This window comes from Paenibacillus sp. FSL H7-0331, from assembly GCF_001956045.1.
The window spans coordinates 246945-269139 of the sequence record NZ_MRTH01000001.1; the positions used below are offsets into that span (position 1 = coordinate 246945).

Sequence of the window (22195 nt, forward strand, 5' to 3'; positions counted from 1 at the left end):
GAGCGCAAAAAAGACCCTCAGGACTTTGCAGGTCCTTAAGGATCTTAGTTGACTACGGAATAATAGCAGTATTCATGGCATCTCTACTTCACTAACAAATACGGTTAGCTGCTTCGATAAATCTACCTCATAGGGCTGTGTAATCTTCTCTCCATCCGCACCCTCCATGATGCGAATAGTAGGTCGCTGCGGGATTGCAGGATTAATAACAACAACAACCCCCTTCTCGCCTGTGCTCAGCTTGACACTGAGTCCAAGCGGATAAATAGCCACGTTATCCCGAAATAAGGCAACCTTCTTATAATCATATAAAGTCTCCACACCCGAGAACAAAATTTCCATCGCCTGATGCGGCAGCATAGCCAATCGATACGGACGATGTGTGGTCATGGCATCATAGCTGTCTATGATGGCGATCAGCTTGGCGTAATCATGAATCTCATTGCCTTTAATTCCTCTTGGATAACCACTGCCATTCTCCCGCTCATGGTGCTGGAACGCACAGTGAGCAGCCAGTAAAGGCATGTTGGGCTCGTCTTTTAGAAGCCGATATCCGAGCTCCGCATGCATCTTGACCGCGGCAAATTCCTCTGGTGACAGCTTACCCGGCTTTTTAATAATATCCTGATTAATTTGCGTTTTACCGATATCATGAAGTAGTGCACCCATACCAAGTACAGCAATTTCTTCACGATTGTAACCGTTAGCCATTCCAAGCATCGTCGCGTAAATACATACGTTAAGCGAATGGTTGAATACATAATTATTCAGAACATTCATATTTAACAGCATGATGTGCGTACCTTCACGCGAATCCAAATCCTGCATGATCATTTTGATCACATTGCCAAATGCTCTGCCCATAAACGCATTTTTCGAAAATTTACTTTTGCTGTTCTCTTCCATGGCTTTTCTGAATTGGGTTTTGATTTCGGCCAAGGCCTTCATTTTCGTTTCTTGACTTATCGCGTCTTCAACTTCGATATCATCGGTATCCCTGTCTTGAATGTAAACAAAGTCGACTCCAAATTGCTGCAGCCGATTAATTAAAGCTTGGGTCAGCTCAACACGTTCATTTAATAAAACAAGCCCGTCTTCATTATAAATACATTTAGCAAGCTTCATTCCCGGACTACAAGACCGTGTAGGCAATAACCGCACCAAGAAAACCTCTTTCATCAAATTCTCTCAAAATTTTCATTAAATCCAGATAAAATAAATATAAAAGAAACCTGCAAAAAGAGCAATCTATTTTCCTTAATAAATAGGTAAAGCTGCCCATCATTACGATGAGCAGCTCTTTATAGATCTTGGTATAAGGCTGTGGACCTGCTAAATTAATAAAGCAAACTTTAGACAATATAATTTGGATTGTCTGATGGATTCGTTACACTTATCGTTCCGCTTCCAGCTTGATTATGGGTAGTGGAATTCAGTCCACCTTTCATCATGCTTTGAATACGATCGACAACACTCGGTGCTGCATCAATCAGTCTTTCCAGCAAATGCGTTTGATTGTCCAATGGAACAATCTTGACACCTTGTTTACCTACGACCAGAAAAGCAATAGGTGTGATTGATACGCCTCCACCGCTACCTCCGCCAAAAGGAAGTGAAACCTGAGCATTCGCTCCATCGTGACGGCCCGCTCCTGAAGAATTACCCGATGCGGAATCTTCTTGACCGAATTCGCTGCCACCTGCCGCGAAGCCAAAACCGACTTTTGAAATCGGCATAATCACACTACCATCGGGAGTTTCCACCGGATCCCCCACGATTGTGTTGACATCGACCATTTCCTTGATGTTTTCCATTGCCGTCTTCATAAGACCTTGTATGGGATGCTCTGTCATCATTGGTTGTGCCTCCTTGTTGTGTACTGGATTCCTCAAACATAAGGAAATCAACGCAAGTATAGCTTAACCGAAAAGCGGTATTACTATGTAAAGCAAACTTGCCCTTCACGCTTTAAACAACACTCTTCGCCAAGTCTTCAAACCGCCTTTTATTTTGAGAATCCTTGTCAATAAACGTATCCCGGCAATAAGGATGAACCACATACTAATTTGAAGCTTTACCAGTACCTCGGTCGAAAATCGGGTCTGGTTATACTGCGGAATGACTTGCAGCTTCGGTCGTGCATCCAGCTTGATATAACGGGACAAAAAACCGAGCATCGTCGATTTCAAACCCCATATCATGCCGGTTGCCATAGCGGTTTCAGGAGCATCACCAATACCGACAGAGGTTTTCCAGTCAAATTGAATGCACCTGACGTGGGTTAGCGTAACCGTCAGCCATTCGTGAAAATGAAAGCAGTTCCTCAACAGCTCTAATGCATTATCAAAACTTTCTTTAATACTGCGCTTGGTGATTTTCTCTTCTTTTACGCTGATCACCTGATGTTCCTTCTTATCAATATACGCAGCCTCAACATTAACTCCCTCGACAAAATTTTTAAACTGGATAAAAGGAACCGCGATTCGTTTCTTGAGCATCCCGTACAGCCCATGAATATCAAACGTGATATCATCATCCTGTGCTTCTCTTACAATCGTTAACCGGCATCTAATGGGACTTGAGAGAAGCGCCACTACCGCAACGATCACAGCAGCTATAATCCAATAATTCAATATCGCTCACCCCTCATTTTTAATATTCAAGCCTGAAAAAACAAAAAACCCCTTATCACAGAAGCTTAAGCTTCTTTTCAGGAGTTAGTATAGCCCTATTTGATTAAATCATTCCAGGAGCGTCGTCGATCAACATTATTCACTTTCGGTTACATCGTCAAAGGAGATTTGATGCCTTTCCCCATTATCCAGTTTACTGAACAACAGGCGAGTCTCCTCTTCCAAATTGTCATCATTCTGGAACAGCGAAGATTCCGGTAGCTCCTCAATCGTACCCAGTGCAAAGTAATCCAGAAACGGCTTTGTGGTTCCATATAATATCGGCCGACCAGGAGCATCTGCACGATCGACTTCCCTGATTAAATCCTTGGCCACGAGTGTATGCAAGGCTCGTTCAGCCTTGACACCACGAATCTCTTCGATCTCCACCCGGGTTATCGGTTGTTTGTAAGCGACTATTGCCAAGGTTTCCAAAGCAGCCTGTGACAAAGATGAGCGTGAAGGGGAATAGGCAAGCCGTTCAAAATATGGCGCATGGGCTGGAAGCGTCGTTAATTGGTAGGTTCCGGCGAGTTCAACAATTTGCAAACCTCGCTTGCTGTTCCGTAAGTCTCCTTGTAGATCCCCTATCAAATTACGCACAACATCCGTACTAAGTTCCAACACCTCAGCAAGCTGCTTGGTATCCAGACCCTCGTCTCCAGCAACAAATAGCAAGCCTTCAATAACTGATTTCATCTGTTGAAAATCCATCCGCCTTTCCTTCCTCTCTTGCCTGTATGACGATATCCTCGAAAAATCGGTGCTGATAGCACACGATCATTTTCATCTTCATCAACTCAAGTAATGCCAAAAAGGTAGTGACAATACTTTCCCGTGAATAATCACCATCGGTTAATTTGGAAAACAATATTTTGCCATCTGCTTCCTTTAACCACCTTACTACATCTTTCATTCGATCTTTTACCGATATTTCATCCTTGCGTATTTTGGTAACCATGTTTCTGCTGGCCATACGCTGCATAGCCCTCTGAAAAGCGTATACAAGATCAGTAACACCGAGTCCTTTAACCGGATTCTCGACGATTTGATGAATATATGGTGATAAGTCCTCAGGCTCACGGGTATAGATAAGCTTGCGTTCAAGTTCTTTGTCACGCAAATGGTCGGCAATCGCTTTATATTTGCGATATTCGATCAGCTTTTCAACCAGCTCGGAGCGCGGATCGTAATCCTCGTCGAACAAGTAATCGTCATAATCGTCCATCTCTATGATAGGAGGCTTTGGCAATAGCATCTTGCTTTTGATAGACAGGAGTGTAGCAGCCATTAATAAGAACTCACTCGTCAGCTCCATCTCCAGCTCCTGCATCGTATCGAGATAGCTCATATATTGGTCGGTAATCTCTTTAATAGGTATATTATAGATATCAACTTCGGATCGATCAATCAAGTGCAGCAACAAATCAAGGGGGCCCTCAAACTTGTCAAGCTTATACGTAACCTTGTCCAACCGTCGTTCCCCCTTAAAATGTTAGCAGCCGTTCATTCGTTAAGGCTCGTATTGAATTGTATATTAGGAGAACTGTTTGGTCAAATTCGCCATCTCAATTGCACTTACAGCTGCTTCCCAGCCCTTGTTGCCAGCCTTGGTACCCGCGCGCTCAATCGCCTGTTCAATCGAATCGGTAGTCAATACACCAAAAATCGTCGGTACACCGGTTTTGAGATTGATTGCGGCAACGCCTTTGGCCGCTTCACTGCACACATAATCAAAATGCGGTGTGGACCCACGAATAACTGCACCCAGGGTGATGACGGCATCGTATTTACCGCTTTCGGCCATTTTTTGGGCAATCAGAGCGATTTCGAAAGCACCTGGTACCCATGCAACCTCAACCTCGTCTTCAGTCGCTCCATGGCGTTTGAATGCATCTAAAGCGCCACTCAGCAGCTTGCCTGTAATAAATTCATTGAAACGGGCAACAACAACTCCGTATTTTAAACCCTCTGAAACTAAATGTCCCTCGTAAATTTTCGTCATGATGATTAACATCCTTTCAATTTATCATTTTTTATTAGATTTGAAAATCAAGCAAGTGTCCTAATTTTTCATGTTTCGTGTGTAAATAGCTCGCATTGGACTCATTTTCCTGCATTTGAATCGGTACTCGTTCTACAACTTCCAGACCATAGCCCTCTAATCCTTTGATTTTACGAGGATTGTTCGTCAGCAAGCGAATCTTTTGCAAGCCCAGATCCTTCAAAATTTGGGCTCCAATGCCGTATTCTCGCAAATCAGGCGCAAAGCCCAATTTAATATTCGCGTCCACGGTGTCCAAGCCCTCTTCTTGCAGGACATAAGCCTTCAGTTTGTTAATCAAGCCGATGCCGCGACCTTCCTGACGCATATACAGCAGCACACCGGAACCCGCTTCATCGATCTGTTTAAGCGCCGCGTTCAGCTGAGGTCCGCAATCGCATCGGTGAGAATGGAACACATCGCCCGTCAAGCACTCCGAGTGAACACGAACCAGAGTTGGCACCGAGCCATCGATCTTACCTTTGACAAGCGCTACATGCTCTTTTTGATCGACAGCGTTGGAATACGCTATGGCTTTATACACACCGTAATCCGTTGGCAGCTTGACCTCAACCTCACGATTTACCAATTTCTCCTTGTGATTGCGGTAGTGAATCATATCTTTGATCGTGATGATCTTAATATCATGCTTTTGGCTAAATTCCATTAATTCCGGAACACGGGCCATTTCCCCATCTTCTTTAATGATTTCGCAAATGACTGCTGCCGGATAGGAACCGCACATACGAGCCAGATCGATAGCTGCCTCGGTATGACCGGTGCGGCGCAAAACGCCACCTGCTTTGGCAATCAAAGGGAAGATATGTCCAGGCCGACGAAAGCTATGCGGCTTTGAGCTTGGATCGATAAGTGCTTTTACGGTCATGGAGCGCTCGGTAGCGGAAATTCCCGTTGTCGTATCGGCCCCGTCTACTGAGACAGTAAATGCTGTTCCATGATAGTCGGTATTTCTCGAAACCATTGGTGGCAGCTCCAGCTCCTGCGCACGCTCCTCGGTAATGGGCACGCACACCAATCCGCGTCCTTCCTTGATCATAAAATTAATAATCTCGGGAGTCGCCTTGTCCGCTAGAGCAATGAAATCACCTTCGTTCTCACGGTCCTCATCGTCAACAGCGATAATGACCTTACCCAACATCAAATCGTAGATAGCTTCCTCGATAGTATTAAATTGAATAGGTACTGTCATTTCCCACTCCCACCTCTCTATGTTTGCTTACATGAATCCATTCTCCGCCAAAAATGCGGCTGTTAGCTTACTAGATTTACTCTCTGATCCTCCGCCATGTGTACGAAAGCCCAGCAGCTTCTCCATATATTTGCCCAATACATCAGCCTCCAGATTCACTTCATCACCAGGTTTCTTATGCTGGAGCACCGTCTGGGCTAGTGTATGTGGAATGATGGAGACCGTAAATCGTTGATCGGTTACTTGCACTAGCGTTAGGCTAATACCATCAATGGTGATCGAACCATGGGGAATCATATATTTTAAAATAGCTGTATCCTCCGGCTCGATTTCGTAGACAACCGCATTTTGATCGGTCGTTCTGCTAGTAATCGTTCCTATGGAGTCCACATGTCCTTGAACAATATGACCACCAAAACGTCCTCCCACCGTCATCGCACGCTCCAGATTCACTGGATCACCGGTATGAAGCTTGCTAAGTGTTGTTCGTCGGAACGTTTCTGGCATGACATCGACGGTGATCGATGAGCCATCATATTTCACGACGGTCAAACAAACACCATTGACAGAAATACTGTCTCCCAGATGAACATCCTCCAGGATGCGGCTGGCACCAATGCTCAATATCATCGCCTGCCCCTGCCGTGAAATACTTCTCATATTTCCAATTTCTTCAATAATACCCGTAAACATCTTACCTCACCTCGCTACTGTAGCGTGGATATCCAGTCACGCAAACATCCTCACCAAACTGTTGAACCGTGGTACGTTCCAAGCGGATAGCTTCCTCCATACGATCGAATCCTGCAAAAGGCATCGTATCCAGTGATTGACGGCCGCCTCCAATAATTTTGGGTGCAAAGAACAAATGAATCTTGTTAACCAGACGCTGCTCCAGCATCGCACCATTCAGTGTGCCGCCGCCTTCGAGTAAAATCGATGCGATATCGCGTCCACCCAAAAGCTCCATTGCCTTGCTCAGGTCCACTTGAGGCCCACTGCCACATGAAATGACGGTCACACCAGCCGCTTCAAGCCGCTGTTTGGATGACTCTGAAGCATTCTCTGTTGTCAGAACAAGTGTCTCTGCGGTACGATCCGTCACTACCTTGGACTCAAGCGGCAGCCGCAAGGTCGAATCGATAATGAGTCGAATCGGGTGTAGCGCAGGTACATCCAATCGTGTCGTCAACAAGGGATCATCTGCAAGAACGGTTCCTATTCCGACCATAATCGCATGGTGACGGTGACGTAAATTATGGACATAAGTGCGAGATTCTGCATTCGTGATCCATTTACTATCCCCCGTCCTGGAGGCAATCTTTCCATCCAGTGTGCTTGCTGTCTTCATCGTGACGAACGGGCGTTTGGAACCGATGAAATGATTGAACGTCTCGTTTAGCTCCCGGCACGCTTCGGCTAACACACCCGTTACGACCTCCAAACCATGCTGTCTCAAACGTTCAATCCCGGTTCCAGCTACCAGCGGATTGGGATCCTCGCTGCCAACAACGACACGTTTCACCTTTTCTTTAATGAGTCGGTCGCTGCAGGGCGGCGTGATACCAAAGTGGCTGCAGGGCTCTAAGGTAACATAGGCTGTGCTCCCTTCTGCTTCAGCCCCGGCCATCTGCAAGGCGTGAATTTCAGCATGAGCCGTTCCCCGTTTGAGATGAGCACCCATTCCAACGATCCTGCCGTCCTTGACGAGTACACAGCCTACGACCGGATTAATTCCCGTCTGGCCTGCTGCACCCACAGCAAGCTGAATAGCAAGCCTCATGTAATATTCATCATTCAACAGCTCCATCAAAGTCACTTCCCTGCCAAATTGCTATTGGGTTAACAAAAAAAGCCCTCTTCTCTACAGAAGGGGCTTGTGAAAGAATTACGAAAAAAACGCAGAGTGATAGCGCATCTACGCGATTGAATGTTCCAAGGCAACACAAATTGAACAGGCCCTAAACCTATTTTTCTTATCATGCTGCAGTTGGTTTCATAACAACCCACGACAAATACCAGTGTCCACGTTTTCCCTTCTCCCATCCAGACTATACTGTCGGTCTCGGAATTTCACCAAGTCCACCGGTGACTGCAGCAATAAAGCTGAAGCCCACGGGTCACGGACTGAACAAAACGCTGTTAAGCGTCTCATATCACCGCCGGTGGGGAATTTCACCCCGCCCCGAAGGAAAACATCCTATTATGTTGTTTGAAATTCCTACTAAGTAGGTTGGAAAATACTTTGACAGAATTTTAACATCATTTTCGTGAAATTGCAACAGTTAGTATTCGAAAACGATTGCACGCTGGTTCACTAAGCAATTTCATCCACCTCAATAGTCAAACCTATGAGTGTCCGGCACATTTGGTGCTGACTTATAATTAATAGGAACCTCAAAACGAACACCAAATAAGGGAGGCGCCACAATTGAGTTTGTCACTTGGACTTCAACTCTATTCCGTAAGAAATGAACTGCAGAAAGATCCTTTGGGTGCATTGGAAAAGGTAGCTGCGATTGGATATAAGGATCTCGAATTGGCCATCCATTACTCCGATGCTGCAGGTCATGGTGGTTATTCGGTTGCCGGCATGAAGGCAGCAGAATTCAAAAGCAATCTGGATCGCCTAGGGATGAGAGCATTAAATGCTCAAATGTTCCCGATCGAAAATGTCCATTGGGAGCGTCTGATTCCCTTTGTTCAGGAAATTGAAATGCCTGCTGTCTCCATCTCCATGTCCATGTTCAAAAATAAGCAGGCCGCTTTCGATTTCAGTGCAACACTGAACAAATGCGGAGAAATATGCCGTAAAAATGGTCTTGATTTTTACTATCATAATCATTTTCAGGAATTCCAAAAATTTGAAGGTCAAACCGTCATGGAGATTATCCTGGCCAATACGGATAAGGATCTGGTAAAAATCGAGTTCGATACGTACTGGGCCCTCAGAGGAGGCGTTGACCCTTCTGAGTATTTGCATACGCTTGGTGAGCGTTGTGATCTGGTTCATCAAAAGGATATGCCTGCCACTGCCAAGCCGGTTAATTGGTTTGATTTCTTTGGCGAGGATGCGGACATTACACTTGATAAAAAGCTGGGTACTTCAACAACAGATCAATTCACCGAGATCGGTGAAGGCGTCATGGATATTCCCGCTATTATTGCTACCATCCGCGAAATGGGTATTGTGAAAACCATTTTTGTCGAACAGGATTTTACAGCCCGCAATCAATTGGACAGTGTTGAATTCAGTTACAAGCGTATGGTTGAACTGATGAATCTGTCTCAAACAACATAGGAGGACACCACTATGACAGATAAATTAAGGATTGGCATTATAGGTTTGGGGGGGATTGGTACATCCAAGCATTTGCCCAGCTTATCCAAGCTTGCTCACATTGAGGTTATCGCATTCTGCGATATTATCGAGGAGAAAGCCCTTAAAGCAGCCAAGGATTATGGCAGCGAATCGTCTACTGTGTACACGGATTACAGAAAGATGCTGGAGGATCGCTCAATTGATGTCGTTCATGTGTGTACGCCCAACAGCTCCCATGCGGAAATCACGATAGCTGCGCTTGAAGCCGGCAAGCATGTCATGTGCGAGAAGCCAATGGCCATCACCTCTACCGATGCACGGAGTATGCTCGAAGCGTCCAAACGGACAGGCAAGAAATTGACAATTGGCTATCAAAACAGATATCGTCCGGATAGCTTATTTTTGAAAAATCTGTGCAGTATCGGCAATCTGGGCGAAATTTATTTGGCCAAGGCGCTGGCCATTCGTAGGCGGGCTGTACCCACCTGGGGCGTGTTTCTTGAAAAAGAACTGCAGGGTGGCGGACCTTTGATTGATATCGGAACGCACGCATTGGACCTGACCTTGTGGATGATGGACAACTATAAGCCAGTCAGTGTAACAGGCTCTGTATTTCACAAGCTTGCAGGCCGTGAAAATGCAGCCAACCTGTGGGGTCCCTGGGACACTAAAAAATTTACCGTAGAGGATTCTGCGATTGGTTTTATTAAAATGGAGAATGGCGCGACGATTACTCTGGAATCCAGCTGGGCGCTTAACACTATGGATGTGCGCGAAGCGAAAACAGTCCTCTGCGGCACCGAAGGCGGAGCGGATATGGACGATGGACTGCGGATCAACGGGGAACAAATGGGTCGATTGTACGAACATAAAGTGAGCTTTGAGCGTGGTGCGGTCGTATTCTATGCGGCTGCTGCGGACGAAAGCCCGGCCGATTTGGAAGCTCGGTTATGGATTGAATGCATACTAAATGATACAGAGCCACTCGTAAAGCCTGAACAAGCACTTGTTGTCAGTGAGATTCTCGAAGCCGTTTACCAATCTGCTGCAACCGGAAAAACGATTTACTTCAATCGTTAGGTCCTGAGCACGCACCAGATATGTAGTTGGCCTGACCGCTTGAAATCGGAACAACCGATTCAAGCGGTTTTTTTCGACCAGCGGATTAAGATTGATAAACAGAAGAGGCATCAAAGCCTCTCCGTTTGGAGATACCTTGACACCTCTTCATTACTGCTTGTGAACATCCCTATTATTTGGTTTTCATCTTATCCCATGTACCCTGGAATTCGGCTAACAATTGATCGCGGTTTACTTTGCCTGCGATGTACTTCTGTAAAGAGGCTGCCATTTCCTGTGGACTGCCATCAGGGTATTTCGGCCAGTGCCAGCCAAGCACCTTGTTCTCCTTGAGGTACTTAGCGATATCCTCGCCAGGTGTACCTACAGAGGCCGCATCAGCAGGAATTGTCTTTAAAGCGGGGATGAATTTGAATTCCTTTGTCAAATAGTTTTTACCAATATCCGAGGTGACCAGCCAGTTCAAGAACTCTTTGGCTTCCGGCTTCACCTGAGAATCTTTATGGATTACCCAGTTATTCGGTACACCTACAAACAGCTTGTCATTCAAAGCAGCATCCTCGTTGATCGGAATTGGCATTAAGCCAACATTAATCTTCGGATCGATTTTTTGAATCAAAGGTAGTGTCCAGTTCCCACTTTGCATGATTGCAGCCTGACCACTGCCAAATGTAGCGATAAAGCTGTTATAATCGGTCGTCAGCTGGTTTTTGTTGCCGTACTTTACAATGAGATCAAGCATGTTCAAGGAGTCGGCAAAAATCGGATTACCGGCAAATTTTGCCTTCCCATCATTCAAATCCTTAATAAACGCATCGGTGTTGGACTGCTTGGCCATCGGATTATTGAAGAAATGCCGCCCAAGTGATGACCATACCTGAAACATATTCACAAAAGGCGTCACACCATTGGCCTGCAGCTTCTTGCTGACATCCTCTAGTTGTGAAAGTGTTTTGGGAAGCTCTGTAATGTTCGCTTTGGCAAACAAATCTTTATTGTAAACGAAGCCATAACCTTCAAGCGAGACTGGCATCCCATAAAGCTTGCCGTTGATTGTAGTAGGCTCCTTGGCAAAATCGAATACATCCTTTGCCCACGGCTGATCGGATAAATCCTCTACACGATCCTTCCACGTTTCCAGCTGCTGAAAGCCCTCATTGTTAAAAATATCCGGCATTTCACCTGCGGCAAATTTGGTCTTGAGGATTGTATTGTAGTCGGTGCCAATGACGGTCTCGATTTGGACCTTGACGCCTGGATGCGTCTTTTCATACTCATCCTTCAGCTTATTCAATTGCTCGGAAATCTCAACCTTAGCCTGAAAGATTTTAAGTGTAACTTCTTTCTTTGGCTTCGCATTGTTATTCGCCGTTTTCGTATCAGCGGACTTGTCTCCATTCGTTGCACAACCAGTCAAAAAGGACATTAACAATACAAGCGCACTGCCAGCAGTAAGCGATCGTTTCATCGTTCAAACTCCCCTTCGTTCTATTATTGTTTACCATTTTATTATAATTCAGCCTTTAAGTGGCGGACACTCATAGGTTTGACTATTGAGGTGGATGAAATTGCTCCTGACCTATGAGGTCAGGTTTGTAACATTTTACCCCTTAATAGCTCCGGAGGTAATCCCTTCGATAATATGCCTCTGGAGAGCAAGGAAGAAGATCAGGATCGGTACCACACTCATCACAAGCGCTGCTAACGCAAGATCCCACTGATTCGTATATTCGCCAAATAAGGAGTTAATAGCGACCTGGATGGTTCGCAAGTCTTTTTGCTGCAAAATGATAGATGGGAGCAGAAAATCATTCCACATCCACAGGCTGTTTAGCAAGACAACTGTAACTGTCATTGGTTTAAGCAACGGAAATATGATTTTCCAAAACACACCGTATGGGCTACAGCCATCGACTTTAGCGGATTCTTCTATTTCGAACGGGATGGAGCGAACAAAACCCTGATACAAAAAAATGGTAAACGAAACACAGAGACCGAAATAACAGACAACAATGCCCGGAATACTGTTAATCAGATGAAACCAGGATGCGACCTTTACCAATGGTATCATGATCGCCTGGAACGGAATGACCATAGCTGCCACAAATACGGCGAGCAGCATCCGATTGAACCTGCTCGGCCTGCGTGCCAGTCTGTAAGCCGCCATTGATGATATAATGACTAAGCCAATGTTGCTGAATACTGTAATTAACAAGGAATTTTTAAGTGTAGTAGCAAATTGCAGCACCTTCCATGCATGTACATAGTTATCCCATCGCAACACCTTAGGCAAGCTTGCCGCATTGATCAGAATCTCGGCAAAATTTTTCACCGAGTTGGCCAATACAAAATAAAACGGTGCCAGAAACAGGAGCGCAAGAACAATTAACGCAATCTCAAAGAGCAGCAGTCTGGCATTGTACGCATCGGTTTTCATTACAGATCCACCTCACGCTTCTTCGTCATGGACACCTGAATCGCCGTAATGATGGACACTGCCATAAAGAAAATAAGTGCCTTGGCGGTTCCCAGTCCATATCGGTTATTGACAAATGCCTCGGTGTAAATATTCATTGCGACCGACTCCGAAGAGTTATAAGGCCCACCCTTGGTGAGTGAAAAGTTCAAATCGAACATTTTAAAAGCCCAGGCGATCGTTAAAAAGAGACAAATCGTGATGACAGGCATAATGAGCGGAATGATAATGCTGCGTAAGATTTGGGCACTGTTCGCACCATCGATCGTGGCCGCTTCTATTAAGTCCTTCGGCACATTGGTCAACCCTGCTATATAAATAACCATAATATAACCAGCTCCATGCCACACAAATACGATAATGAGCGCCCAAAAGGCCGTATCCTCCGTTCCAAGCCAGGGTAAATTGAAAAACCCCAAATTCGTCAGCTTCCCAATGGCAGCAAATCCTTGAACAAATATAAATTGCCATATAAAGCCAAGCAGCAAGCCGCCCAATACGTTCGGGATAAAATAAACCGTTCTTAACAGATTGCGCGTCTTCAGCGATTTGGACAAAAAGTAAGCGAGTGCAAACCCGAGCAGATTTGTCAGGATGACAGCTACAAAAGTAAACCGAGCCGTAAACCAGAACGAATGAATAAAATTGGTGTCCTTGGTAAGCACCGTTTGATAATTGCTTAAGCCAACCCAACGAATACTGTCAGCAACCCCGTTCCAATCGGTAAATGAATAATACACGCCAAGAAAAAAAGGAAGCATAATAATGATGGTATAGAACAAAACGGCAGGACTCAGAAACACCGTTTGCTGCATCCATTCCGACGACATGGACTTTCTCATGGTATCCCCTCCCTCTCCTCTATTGGAACTCGGTTTCGATGAATTTGGTGTTGCAGTCACCCGCTTTAAAAAAGTCATGCTGCAGAACTTTCAGATGGAAGGGAATCGTTGTCCGAACACCCTCGATGTGAAATTCTTGGAGAGCTCTCTTCATACGTTGAATCGCCTCAGGACGATCCCGGCCCCACACGATCAACTTAGCTATCATAGAATCGTAAAAAGGAGGAATTTCATAGCCGGCAAAGGCTGAGCTGTCGATCCTCACCCCGAAACCGCCAGGAAGCCGGTAACCCGTTATTGTACCTGGAGACGGCCTGAACTGATTGTCAGAATCCTCGGCATTTATACGGCATTCGATCGCCCACCCCTTCAGTTCAACCTCATTCTGGGTGAATGAGAGCGGGTACCCGGCAGCGACAGCAATTTGCTCTTTAACAAGATCAATACCTGTCACAAGCTCCGTTACCGTGTGCTCTACCTGGATTCTTGTGTTCATTTCCATAAAATAAAACTGCCCATGCTTATCGAGCAAAAATTCAAGTGTACCTACCCCCAAATAATCAACAGCCCTGCTGGCAGCGACAGCCGCCTGACCCATGGCCTGCCTTAACTCGGGTGAGACTGCCGGAGAGGGCGCTTCCTCCACAAGCTTTTGATGTCTGCGTTGTATAGAACAGTCCCTTTCACCGAGATGAACGATATGGTTATGGGCATCTGCAATGAGCTGAATTTCAATATGCCGGGGCTCCTCAATATACTTTTCCATATAAACGCCTGGATTACCAAAGGACGCCTCCGCCTCCTTTTGAGCCTGTCGAAACATAGAGTCCATCTCCACCTCGCTTTGGACGACTCGCATTCCTTTTCCCCCGCCACCAGCTGTAGCTTTAATAATGACAGGATAGCCGATTTCATCAGCAAGAATCACAGCAGCATCTACAGCTTCTATTAGCTCCTCTGAACCTGGAACCACGGGTACGTTTGCCAGCTTCATCGTTCGTCGCGCCTGGGCTTTATCCCCCATCCTGTGAATCGCATCAGGCTTGGGACCTATGAACGTAATACCACACGTTCCGCACAGCTCTGCAAAATCGGCATTTTCAGCAAGAAACCCATATCCTGGATGAATCGCATCCACCCCAACTGCAGAAGCCAAGGTCAGGATGGCCTGAATGTTGAGATAGCTTTGCTTGGAGCTGACAGGCCCGATGCAATATGCTTCATCAGCCATTTGCACATGCAAGGCATCTCTGTCAGCCTTTGAATAAATCGCAACGGTAGGGATGTCCAATTCCTGACAAGCTCTAATAATTCGAACCGCAATTTCGCCTCTGTTGGCAATCATTATTTTTTTGAACATACGACTACACTCCTACAGGCTTTACGAGAAATAAAGGCTGATCATATTGGACCAGCTGTCCACTTTCGATCAAAATTTCTGTGATGACACCATTGATCCCGGCTTGTATCTCGTTAAACAATTTCATTGCTTCTACAATACCTACAACGGTAGTTTCTGTTACGCTGTCACCTACTCGGATAAGAGGGTCCTCTCCCGGCTCTGCAGATGAATAAAAGATACCTACTGTAGGCGAAGCTATTTCAATTGGAGCCGCACTTTCAGGCTCCGCTGCAATAGTACCGACCTGGGTGTCCCGTTCCAAATGATGAGGAACCATCAACGGCTTCGAATGATAACCGGATTCTGATGGCAGATTTTCCTCGGATGATACAGGGAGGCTGCGCTTAGAAATGGACAGCTTGACCGTTTCATATTCAAGTGAAAATTGCTCAATCGGAGCCTGAATGACGATTTGGATGATTTCTTTTAATTCTGATGCATTCATTGGGTATGACCTCACTTCTGTATGTCTCTATGATTATTTTGAATAGTGCCGATGTAAGGATCCGCTTCCGCTTCTCCTGTTATTAGCGCTTAAATGAAGATATACCAACACCATTTTCTTTCAGCAATAAACGAATTTTACTAATCATATTTAACGCTGTAGGGGTGTCACCATGTACACAGATCGTCTGGCCATTGATATCAACCTCGTTCCCAGTAATCGTAGTTACTTTTCCATCAGCGATCATTTTTAAAGTGCGCTTGGCTGCCAAATCCGGATCAGTAATCACTGCGCCAGTCAATTTTCTTGATACGAGGGTCAGATCGTCATTATAGGCACGGTCTGCATAGAATTCCAGAATCGGGTACAGATTTTTTTCCAGCAGAACCTTATGCATCAGTGAATTCGGGTTAACGAAAACAGGCAGCTCGGGATTGAATGCAAGTACTGCATCTGCAGCGTAATTCGCAAGTGCTTCATCTATATCCACTCGATTTGCTAATGCACCGTGCAGCTTCACATGCTGCAGTCGGACCTTATGCTTGTTACAAAAAGCCTGCAGCGCGCCAATCTGATATACGATCATATTGATCACTTCATTGCGTTCCATATCCACAAATCTTCTTCCGAAACCGTTTAAATCGGGGTACCCCGGATGGGCACCCACCCCTACATCAAAGCTTCGCGCCAACTCCACTGTACGGTTCATCACATCGGGATCTCCACCGTGAAATCCACAAGCCACATTGGCTGAGGAAATCAGCTGGATGACCGCTTCGTCCATACCAAGCTTGTAGGCACCGAAGCTCTCACCCATATCACAATTCAAATCGACAGTTGTAAGCATCGATTCCCCTTCCTTCTTTATCTATTGTTGATATCAAGCAGAGTAAACAGTTGCTCCTGTTCTCTCCATAATGCTTGAGCCTGTTCGATATTTATGATTTCAAAAAACACTTGATCTCCTGGCTTACGCTGTGCGAGAAAAGGCAAATCCACACCTGCAACGACACCTATTTTCGTATAACCCCCTGTTACCTGACAATCCGACATCAGCACAATAGGCTGACCGTCCCCCGGTACCTGAATCGAGCCCATTGTTATATAATCGGATATGATATCTGCCCCCGACGTATGGACGAGCTTCGGGCCCATAAGACGAAAGCCCATTCGATCCGAATCATGAGATAGAGTATAGGGTTGCGTTGTCAAGATATCCATCGATTCTTGAGTAAAGGAATCTGCCTGTGGACCCGTGATAAATCGGACAGGACGGTTTCCATCACAAACGGGTCGGTATTTCGAAGGCAATACTCTACACAGTGTTGATGCTGTGTACACACGCTGAGCAGTCTTTACTGCAAGCACATCTCCAGTTCGCAGGCTTCTTCCCTGGAAGCCCCCATACCCTCCCCGCACAAAGGTCGAGCTGCTGCCCATAACTAAAGGAACGTCAATGCCGCCACTGACTGCCATATAGGAGCGGCACCCATGTCTGGCAGAACCGCATTGAAGAATGTCATCGGGCATAACCCGAACCGTCTTCCATAAAGCAAGTGGACGGCCGTTTAATGTGAAAGAGAGATCCGCTCCCGTTATAGCGATCACTCCCTCATGAAGAAATTTCACTTTGGGGCCAACCAGCGTAAATTCAACAGCAGCTTCATTTTGCCGATTGCCTACCAGCAGGTTGGCTGCCCTGAATGAGAACGCATCCATAGCTCCACTCTGTGGAATTCCATATTGGCGGAAATCGAATCTACCCAAATCTTGCACGGTGCTGAACATCCCTGGCTTGATGATTTCTATAAATTCCATTGTTCATTCCACTCTCTTTGTTTATGTTCGTTCCAACCCTCCGCTTCCGCTGAAGTTATCGCTTCAAACTTAATGCTGTCACCTGCAGCAAAACAGCTCGGCGGTGTTTTATAAGGATCGAATGTATCCATGGGCGTTCTTCCTATCAGATGCCAGCCACCTGGAGACGTTATCGGATATATACATGTTTGACGGTTGGCAATGCCGATCGAGCCCTTCTCGACCTTGACACGAGGACTTGTACGACGAGGTAAAGCCAATCTGCTATCCAAATCACCACAATACGGAAAGCTGGCTATAAAACCGAGCATATAAATTAGATAGGCAGAGGAAGAATGGATTTGCACGACTTCATTAGCTCTGATGTTGTTCTCGGCAGCCACATAGTCCAGATCAGGCCCATAGCTATCGCCGTAAACAACAGGAATATGAACCGTTCTGCCTTTACTATTCGCCAGATCAGCGTCTGACAGATGGATTTGCTGCAAGGCATTCAACAACTGGCTGTAGCTTATTCGTACAGGATCGTAGCATACCGAAAGACTGGAGAAGGCAGGCATCCATTGTTTGACGCCCAGGATGTTCGCTTCCTTGATTTTGTCAGCCCATGCATGGACACGACGATTCACTAGAGTAGAAATGACTGGTTCAAATTGAATGATGAGTACCTGCTCTCCTAAAGGGAGATATTGAGGAACAAGCGTTGAGGATACCACTAGGATCCAACCTCCTTACTTCACGCTGATTCTTATTGAGAAGATCCGGCCATAACAGCTTCTCTATAAAAAAATTATAGCGATAAAAAGGGCTGAGTCCCACACAGAAAATTGTGGACATAAGTGGACAATCTTGATTTTTGCTGGGTCGATTGAGAGGATAAGTGGGGGAATCTCCCAACACTTCACATAGATAGTGGAGATTCCCGATTCATTTGTACACGAAAATCTTTGGGCGTTTGTCCCTCCAATTTTTTAAAAACCCTACTGAAATACTTTTCATCCTGATAACCTACCTTGCCCGCCACATCGACTATTTTGATTTGAGGGTTCAATAGCAGTACCTTGGATTTCTCGATACGTATTCTGTTCAGGTAGTCAATAACGTTTTCCTTGAGTTCCAGCTTGAATTTGCGAGAAATGTATTCCCGGTTCAAATGGAATTTGGTGGATATATCCTGAAGCGTAATGTTGCGGTAGTAATTTAATTCAATATATTTGGCAATTTCATTCATCGTATGTCCGCTTTGGACCTTTTTGCTCAAGAACAACCGCATCAATTCGGTCAAGTGATTAGTAAATTCCTGCTGAAATAAAGCTGATGAAAACTGACCATTATGATCCATTGGAATGATGAAATCCGTATCTTCCGTCGGCAATAGCTGATCCGGCTCGGCCCCTTCGTAAAATTCCTCCATCCAGCGCGCCTTCAACACCTTGTAGGCGTCCAGCCATAGATCAAGCTGATCCATCGATATTTTGTCCAGCTTGTCCATACCATCAAACCATTTTTGTATGACCGCTTGTAATTGCTCCGGCCTGCCACTCTTCATCGCAAGACTGATAGCCTCCTCGTAATCACCGAATCTCAATGAGCCGATACGCAATACAACACCTACCTGATAGCTATGTTTCCGGGTCGAAGTATCGAGCAGATTTCGCTGGCCTAGCGCCTGCCTGGCTTGATTATAGGCTTCCTGTAGGTTGTCTGGAAAGGCTAGCTCGGAACTGATACCGATATCGAATGAAGCCTTAAGCACCCTTGCGATTCCGTGCTGAATACGCTCCAGGACAGCTTCCGCCTTCACTAATTGTTCCCATGCCAGAATGACAATTTCATGATTGCTATTCAAATTACGAAAGGCAATACCCATTTGAGCTTTGTGTAGAAATTCATTACAAATATTAAGCAGAGAAAATATGAGCAGGCCCATATTGGAAGCATACTTTTCTTGAAGATCACGCTGGACGTCCTGCAAATTGATAACGGCAACCATGCAGGAATGAACACTGGCTAGCTGTGGAAACTCTTTGATTAACAGCTGTAATTCATTGCGATATCCGACAGGCTCCATAATGACATTGGACAGAAGCTTGTCCCTGTAGATCGATTTGAGCTCAATAACTTCCCTGCTTTGATACTGATGGCGCACCCGCTCCTGATGGGCTTCCTTCCAGCTGTCGACTGCCTTTTGAATAGCATCATGCAATTGCTTGGCGACAATTGGCTTAAGTAAATAATCCGTAGCCCCATATTTAACCGTATGGCGCATGAGCTCAAAATCATTATGCCCGCTAATCACAATCTTTTTACAAGTAACCGCATGAGAATCCATCCATTCCATCAGCCCGATCCCCGTCATTAACGGCATCATCATATCCGTGATGACAAGCTGCGGCTGTTCTCTCTCCATGATTTCTATCGCTTCCAGACCGTCTTCCGCTTCCAGAACAGTCTCAATATCCAGAGCACTCCAATCTGTGAGCAGGCGGATGGTGCTCCGTACATGCTTTTCATCATCGACAATAAGTACTTTCATCTATAATGCCCCCTTGTCTATTCCCATGATTGGAATGCTCAGTATGACCTGTAGTCCATAAGGATGAATGCTGCCAAGCTCCAGGTTGGCCTGCTCTCCATAATAAAGGCGCAGCCTGAACATAATATTCATCAATCCGATGCTTTCCCCAAGCCTTTCTCCGCTTTCATCCAGATGGGTTAACTTGTGGCGCAGCTGTTGAAGTCTCTCGTCCGAAACACCGATCCCGTTGTCCTCCACTATGATAAGCAGCCTAGCTTTCTCTATCCTGGTTCTTACTTTGACCACGCCGACTCTTTTATTCGTAATATAAAATCCATGCTTGAAAAAGTTTTCGACAATGGGCTGTACGATCATTTTGGGTACCTGAAAAGAACTCGTCTGCTCACAAATATCAAATTCAAAGGAAAGCTTATCCTCGAACCGCTGCTGCTGAAGCATGCAATAATAGTTGACATAGTCAATCTCCATGGATAGTGGAACGATCGTTTCTTTGGTGTTCATGCTGTAATGCATCATTTGTCCCAATGAAGATATGAGGGTATAGACCTGAGGTGCCTGGCTTTCCAAAGCCAGATTACCGATGGATTGCAGCGCATTATTCATAAAATGGGGGTTAATTTGAGCCTGAAGCATCTCCAATTGAATCGTTTTGTTCGCTAAATTCAGCTTGTATTCCCTTAAAATCAAGTCATTGATTGTGTGCATCATCGTCCGGAAACGCTTGGCCAGAATTCCAATTTCATCCGTACGGTTAATAACGATTGTTTCCTCCAGTTGGCCGGCCTGGATGTTATTGATATGCGAAATCAACTGCTTCAGCGGTCTAGTTAATCGTAATGAAACCATTAATACCGCTATCATCGCAATTGTGAGAAAGATTGCCGCTACAATTGTGTTGATAAAGGTCAAATTTCGAGCATATTCGTATAGATGCGAATAGGGTATGCGCTTGACAAGCGTCCAATTCAGATAAGACGTGGATAGCTTGGTGTAAATCATAATGCCCGAAAATTCACGTTGATTCCATTCCATATATCCGGCATCATCAGGGTTGTCCAAAAGCTGCTTGATCCATGCTTCGGTAGGCGCTGCGCCAAGGTAGGTCTCTTTCCCTGCATAAATGATTGTTCCGGTTTCGTCAAGAATGTATAAATCCTCATTACTTTTCTCATACAATTGAGCAGTCAGTTTGCTTAACGCTTCCAACTTTACGTCTATGGACAACAGCCCGATCTGCTCATTGCTCGGAACCCGATAAAATGGCCGATGGATCGTAAATACCATTTCAGGAACCCCCATTGGAACCTGAATGATCCCGTAATCGTGACTCCTGTGCGTTCTTTCTGTGTAAACCGCATAAGGCGCTAAGACCCTGTTTGCTAGCGGCTCATACTGAATCGGTCCCCGTTTAAAATTATTTTGATATAACACATAAGAGCTCTGATTATCGCTGATGTTCAGATAGACCTGGTAAATATCATTCGCCGAGCGGGAAACGATCTGCATAATCGTAAAAATATAAGACTCACTCTGGTAATCGGCAAATCCTTTTGTCAAAATACTGTCCAGGGTTGCGTTCGAGTAAATGGTCAAGGAAGCATTTTTCACCGTATCCAAATAATTAATGATGTTGGTCTTTCCTTCGGAAATGAGGTGAGTATTTTCTTCGATGGCACGCTCTTTTAACGATTCCTTGGTATATGAATCCGTAATAAAAATTGAAGAGGTGATGGGAACAATCGTCGAGATCAAGAGCAAAACAGTTAGTTTGTGACGGATGCTTTTTTGAAAAAAACGCATAGTTTCGCCCCGTTTGCAAGGTGATTTTTAACATTATCTTAACAAGAAGAACCTAAATTGTCTAGAAAACAACTTACCAACAACGTTATTTAATGTAACATAAACATAACATTATTATGATCTCGATTAGCTTTTTTACGAATTTGGAATGATCCTGTGACTCGTACAGGGTTGTTGGACAACGGAGATTGAGGAGTTGCGGTACGGGTTACCAAACGCGCCAAAAAACCTTAATTAATAAGGTTTTTCCCATGGCAACGTCTTTATTTTCTTTTATTTACGTGGTACGTCAAATCCTTGAAAGTTCGAATAATACGAATCGATACATGATCATTGCTGGCTCGGTCCACAGGAACAAACACCATATTGATATAATCCTTAAGCTCCATATCCATGCCCTGCTCCTTGAATGCCTGAATAAAATCTCCAACATTCGGTGATGTGGATGGATCACAAAATATTGAAATCTCTTTAATGGTCTTGACCGTACCGTCCACATGTTCAATTGAAGCTATGTATTTCGCTTTATCCATGTGATTGACCTC

Annotated in this window: 22 protein-coding genes and 1 riboswitch; of the genes, 2 read left to right on the forward strand and 20 right to left on the reverse strand. The window is 45.1% G+C overall.

Annotated elements, in window-relative coordinates:
• Positions 1 to 72 precede the first annotated feature (72 nt).
• The 9 genes from BK127_RS01170 to ribD all read right to left on the reverse strand — a co-directional run bounded on the left by BK127_RS01170 (position 73) and on the right by ribD (position 7736).
• A complete protein-coding gene (locus BK127_RS01170) occupies positions 73 to 1125 on the reverse strand; it encodes an HD-GYP domain-containing protein (RefSeq protein ID WP_305954275.1) in 1053 nt (350 codons plus the stop codon).
• 227 nt (positions 1126 to 1352) lie between these two features.
• Positions 1353 to 1853 (reverse strand): GerW family sporulation protein, encoded by a 501-nt coding sequence (gene ytfJ, locus BK127_RS01175; RefSeq protein ID WP_076228361.1) that lies wholly within the window; start codon positions 1851 to 1853, stop codon positions 1353 to 1355.
• Positions 1854 to 1961: 108 nt separating this feature from the next.
• Positions 1962 to 2633 carry a DUF2953 domain-containing protein gene (locus BK127_RS01180; protein ID WP_083688959.1) on the reverse strand — a complete coding sequence of 224 codons (672 nt, stop codon included), beginning with the start codon at positions 2631 to 2633 and terminating at the stop codon, positions 1962 to 1964.
• Positions 2634 to 2768: 135 nt separating this feature from the next.
• On the reverse strand, positions 2769 to 3386 hold the full coding sequence (scpB, locus tag BK127_RS01185; RefSeq protein WP_076227700.1) for an SMC-Scp complex subunit ScpB: 618 nt from the start codon (positions 3384 to 3386) through the stop codon (positions 2769 to 2771).
• Positions 3355 to 4146: a segregation and condensation protein A gene (locus BK127_RS01190; RefSeq protein ID WP_076227702.1), complete on the reverse strand. Its 792-nt coding sequence runs from the start codon at positions 4144 to 4146 to the stop codon at positions 3355 to 3357. Before BK127_RS01190 ends, scpB begins: the two co-directional genes overlap by 32 nt.
• Positions 4147 to 4209: 63 nt before the next feature.
• Positions 4210 to 4677: a 6,7-dimethyl-8-ribityllumazine synthase gene (gene ribH / locus BK127_RS01195; RefSeq protein WP_076227705.1), complete on the reverse strand. Its 468-nt coding sequence runs from the start codon at positions 4675 to 4677 to the stop codon at positions 4210 to 4212.
• 34 nt (positions 4678 to 4711) lie between these two features.
• Positions 4712 to 5926 (reverse strand): bifunctional 3,4-dihydroxy-2-butanone-4-phosphate synthase/GTP cyclohydrolase II, encoded by a 1215-nt coding sequence (locus BK127_RS01200; RefSeq protein WP_076227708.1) that lies wholly within the window; start codon positions 5924 to 5926, stop codon positions 4712 to 4714.
• A 27-nt stretch (positions 5927 to 5953) separates the two neighbouring features.
• A complete protein-coding gene (gene ribE, locus BK127_RS01205) occupies positions 5954 to 6619 on the reverse strand; it encodes a riboflavin synthase (protein ID WP_076227710.1) in 666 nt (221 codons plus the stop codon).
• 1 nt (position 6620) lies between these two features.
• Entirely contained in the window at positions 6621 to 7736 is a 1116-nt protein-coding gene (gene ribD, locus BK127_RS01210) for a bifunctional diaminohydroxyphosphoribosylaminopyrimidine deaminase/5-amino-6-(5-phosphoribosylamino)uracil reductase RibD (protein ID WP_179097344.1), read from the reverse strand.
• Between the two features lie 220 nt (positions 7737 to 7956).
• A riboswitch (FMN riboswitch) is annotated at positions 7957 to 8123 on the reverse strand.
• Positions 8124 to 8357: 234 nt separating this feature from the next.
• On the opposite strand from ribD, the gene BK127_RS01215 reads away from it, so the two are divergent.
• Positions 8358 to 9227, forward strand: coding sequence for a sugar phosphate isomerase/epimerase family protein (locus tag BK127_RS01215; RefSeq protein ID WP_076227714.1), 870 nt, complete (start codon positions 8358 to 8360; stop codon positions 9225 to 9227).
• Positions 9228 to 9239: 12 nt separating this feature from the next.
• On the forward strand, positions 9240 to 10328 hold the full coding sequence (locus BK127_RS01220; RefSeq protein ID WP_076227716.1) for a Gfo/Idh/MocA family protein: 1089 nt from the start codon (positions 9240 to 9242) through the stop codon (positions 10326 to 10328).
• A 172-nt stretch (positions 10329 to 10500) separates the two neighbouring features.
• Here BK127_RS01220 and BK127_RS01225 read toward each other — a convergent pair whose 3' ends face one another.
• From BK127_RS01225 to BK127_RS01275, 11 genes are all read right to left on the reverse strand, one after another.
• Positions 10501 to 11796, reverse strand: a complete 1296-nt coding sequence (locus BK127_RS01225) for an ABC transporter substrate-binding protein (RefSeq protein WP_076227719.1) — start codon at positions 11794 to 11796, stop codon at positions 10501 to 10503.
• Between the two features lie 135 nt (positions 11797 to 11931).
• Entirely contained in the window at positions 11932 to 12765 is an 834-nt protein-coding gene (locus tag BK127_RS01230; RefSeq protein ID WP_076227722.1) for a carbohydrate ABC transporter permease, read from the reverse strand.
• On the reverse strand, positions 12765 to 13646 hold the full coding sequence (locus BK127_RS01235) for a carbohydrate ABC transporter permease (protein ID WP_076227724.1): 882 nt from the start codon (positions 13644 to 13646) through the stop codon (positions 12765 to 12767). Before BK127_RS01235 ends, BK127_RS01230 begins: the two co-directional genes overlap by 1 nt.
• 19 nt (positions 13647 to 13665) lie before the next feature.
• A complete protein-coding gene (accC, locus tag BK127_RS01240) occupies positions 13666 to 15006 on the reverse strand; it encodes an acetyl-CoA carboxylase biotin carboxylase subunit (protein ID WP_076227727.1) in 1341 nt (446 codons plus the stop codon).
• Positions 15007 to 15010: 4 nt separating this feature from the next.
• The gene (gene accB, locus BK127_RS01245; protein WP_076227730.1) at positions 15011 to 15493 is read right to left on the reverse strand and encodes an acetyl-CoA carboxylase biotin carboxyl carrier protein; all 483 of its coding nucleotides are present in this window, start codon (positions 15491 to 15493) and stop codon (positions 15011 to 15013) included.
• Between the two features lie 82 nt (positions 15494 to 15575).
• Positions 15576 to 16340, reverse strand: coding sequence for a LamB/YcsF family protein (locus tag BK127_RS01250; RefSeq protein WP_076227733.1), 765 nt, complete (start codon positions 16338 to 16340; stop codon positions 15576 to 15578).
• Between the two features lie 17 nt (positions 16341 to 16357).
• Entirely contained in the window at positions 16358 to 17311 is a 954-nt protein-coding gene (locus tag BK127_RS01255) for a 5-oxoprolinase subunit C family protein (RefSeq protein WP_076227735.1), read from the reverse strand.
• Positions 17299 to 18027, reverse strand: coding sequence for a 5-oxoprolinase subunit PxpB (pxpB, locus tag BK127_RS01260; RefSeq protein WP_076227738.1), 729 nt, complete (start codon positions 18025 to 18027; stop codon positions 17299 to 17301). Before pxpB ends, BK127_RS01255 begins: the two co-directional genes overlap by 13 nt.
• A gap of 185 nt (positions 18028 to 18212) precedes the next feature.
• Entirely contained in the window at positions 18213 to 19847 is a 1635-nt protein-coding gene (locus BK127_RS01265; protein ID WP_076227741.1) for a response regulator, read from the reverse strand.
• Entirely contained in the window at positions 19848 to 21650 is a 1803-nt protein-coding gene (locus BK127_RS01270; RefSeq protein WP_076227744.1) for a cache domain-containing sensor histidine kinase, read from the reverse strand.
• A 263-nt stretch (positions 21651 to 21913) separates the two neighbouring features.
• Positions 21914 to 22183 carry a hypothetical protein gene (locus BK127_RS01275; protein ID WP_076227746.1) on the reverse strand — a complete coding sequence of 90 codons (270 nt, stop codon included), beginning with the start codon at positions 22181 to 22183 and terminating at the stop codon, positions 21914 to 21916.
• Between the last annotated feature and the right edge of the window lie 12 nt (positions 22184 to 22195).

Coding starts and splice junctions, on each gene's coding strand:
- BK127_RS01170 (WP_305954275.1), bottom strand. CDS start 1,125: ATGAAGCTTGCTAAATGTATTTATAATGAAGACGGGCTTGTTTTATTA.
- ytfJ (WP_076228361.1), bottom strand. CDS start 1,853: ATGACAGAGCATCCCATACAAGGTCTTATGAAGACGGCAATGGAAAAC.
- scpB (WP_076227700.1), bottom strand. CDS start 3,386: ATGGATTTTCAACAGATGAAATCAGTTATTGAAGGCTTGCTATTTGTT.
- ribH (WP_076227705.1), bottom strand. CDS start 4,677: ATGACGAAAATTTACGAGGGACATTTAGTTTCAGAGGGTTTAAAATAC.
- BK127_RS01200 (WP_076227708.1), bottom strand. CDS start 5,926: ATGACAGTACCTATTCAATTTAATACTATCGAGGAAGCTATCTACGAT.
- ribE (WP_076227710.1), bottom strand. CDS start 6,619: ATGTTTACGGGTATTATTGAAGAAATTGGAAATATGAGAAGTATTTCA.
- ribD (WP_179097344.1), bottom strand. CDS start 7,736: ATGGAGCTGTTGAATGATGAATATTACATGAGGCTTGCTATTCAGCTT.
- BK127_RS01220 (WP_076227716.1), top strand. CDS start 9,240: ATGACAGATAAATTAAGGATTGGCATTATAGGTTTGGGGGGGATTGGT.
- BK127_RS01225 (WP_076227719.1), bottom strand. CDS start 11,796: ATGAAACGATCGCTTACTGCTGGCAGTGCGCTTGTATTGTTAATGTCC.
- BK127_RS01230 (WP_076227722.1), bottom strand. CDS start 12,765: ATGAAAACCGATGCGTACAATGCCAGACTGCTGCTCTTTGAGATTGCG.
- BK127_RS01235 (WP_076227724.1), bottom strand. CDS start 13,646: ATGAGAAAGTCCATGTCGTCGGAATGGATGCAGCAAACGGTGTTTCTG.
- accC (WP_076227727.1), bottom strand. CDS start 15,006: ATGTTCAAAAAAATAATGATTGCCAACAGAGGCGAAATTGCGGTTCGA.
- accB (WP_076227730.1), bottom strand. CDS start 15,493: ATGAATGCATCAGAATTAAAAGAAATCATCCAAATCGTCATTCAGGCT.
- BK127_RS01250 (WP_076227733.1), bottom strand. CDS start 16,340: ATGCTTACAACTGTCGATTTGAATTGTGATATGGGTGAGAGCTTCGGT.
- BK127_RS01255 (WP_076227735.1), bottom strand. CDS start 17,311: ATGGAATTTATAGAAATCATCAAGCCAGGGATGTTCAGCACCGTGCAA.
- BK127_RS01265 (WP_076227741.1), bottom strand. CDS start 19,847: ATGAAAGTACTTATTGTCGATGATGAAAAGCATGTACGGAGCACCATC.
- BK127_RS01270 (WP_076227744.1), bottom strand. CDS start 21,650: ATGCGTTTTTTTCAAAAAAGCATCCGTCACAAACTAACTGTTTTGCTC.
- BK127_RS01275 (WP_076227746.1), bottom strand. CDS start 22,183: ATGGATAAAGCGAAATACATAGCTTCAATTGAACATGTGGACGGTACG.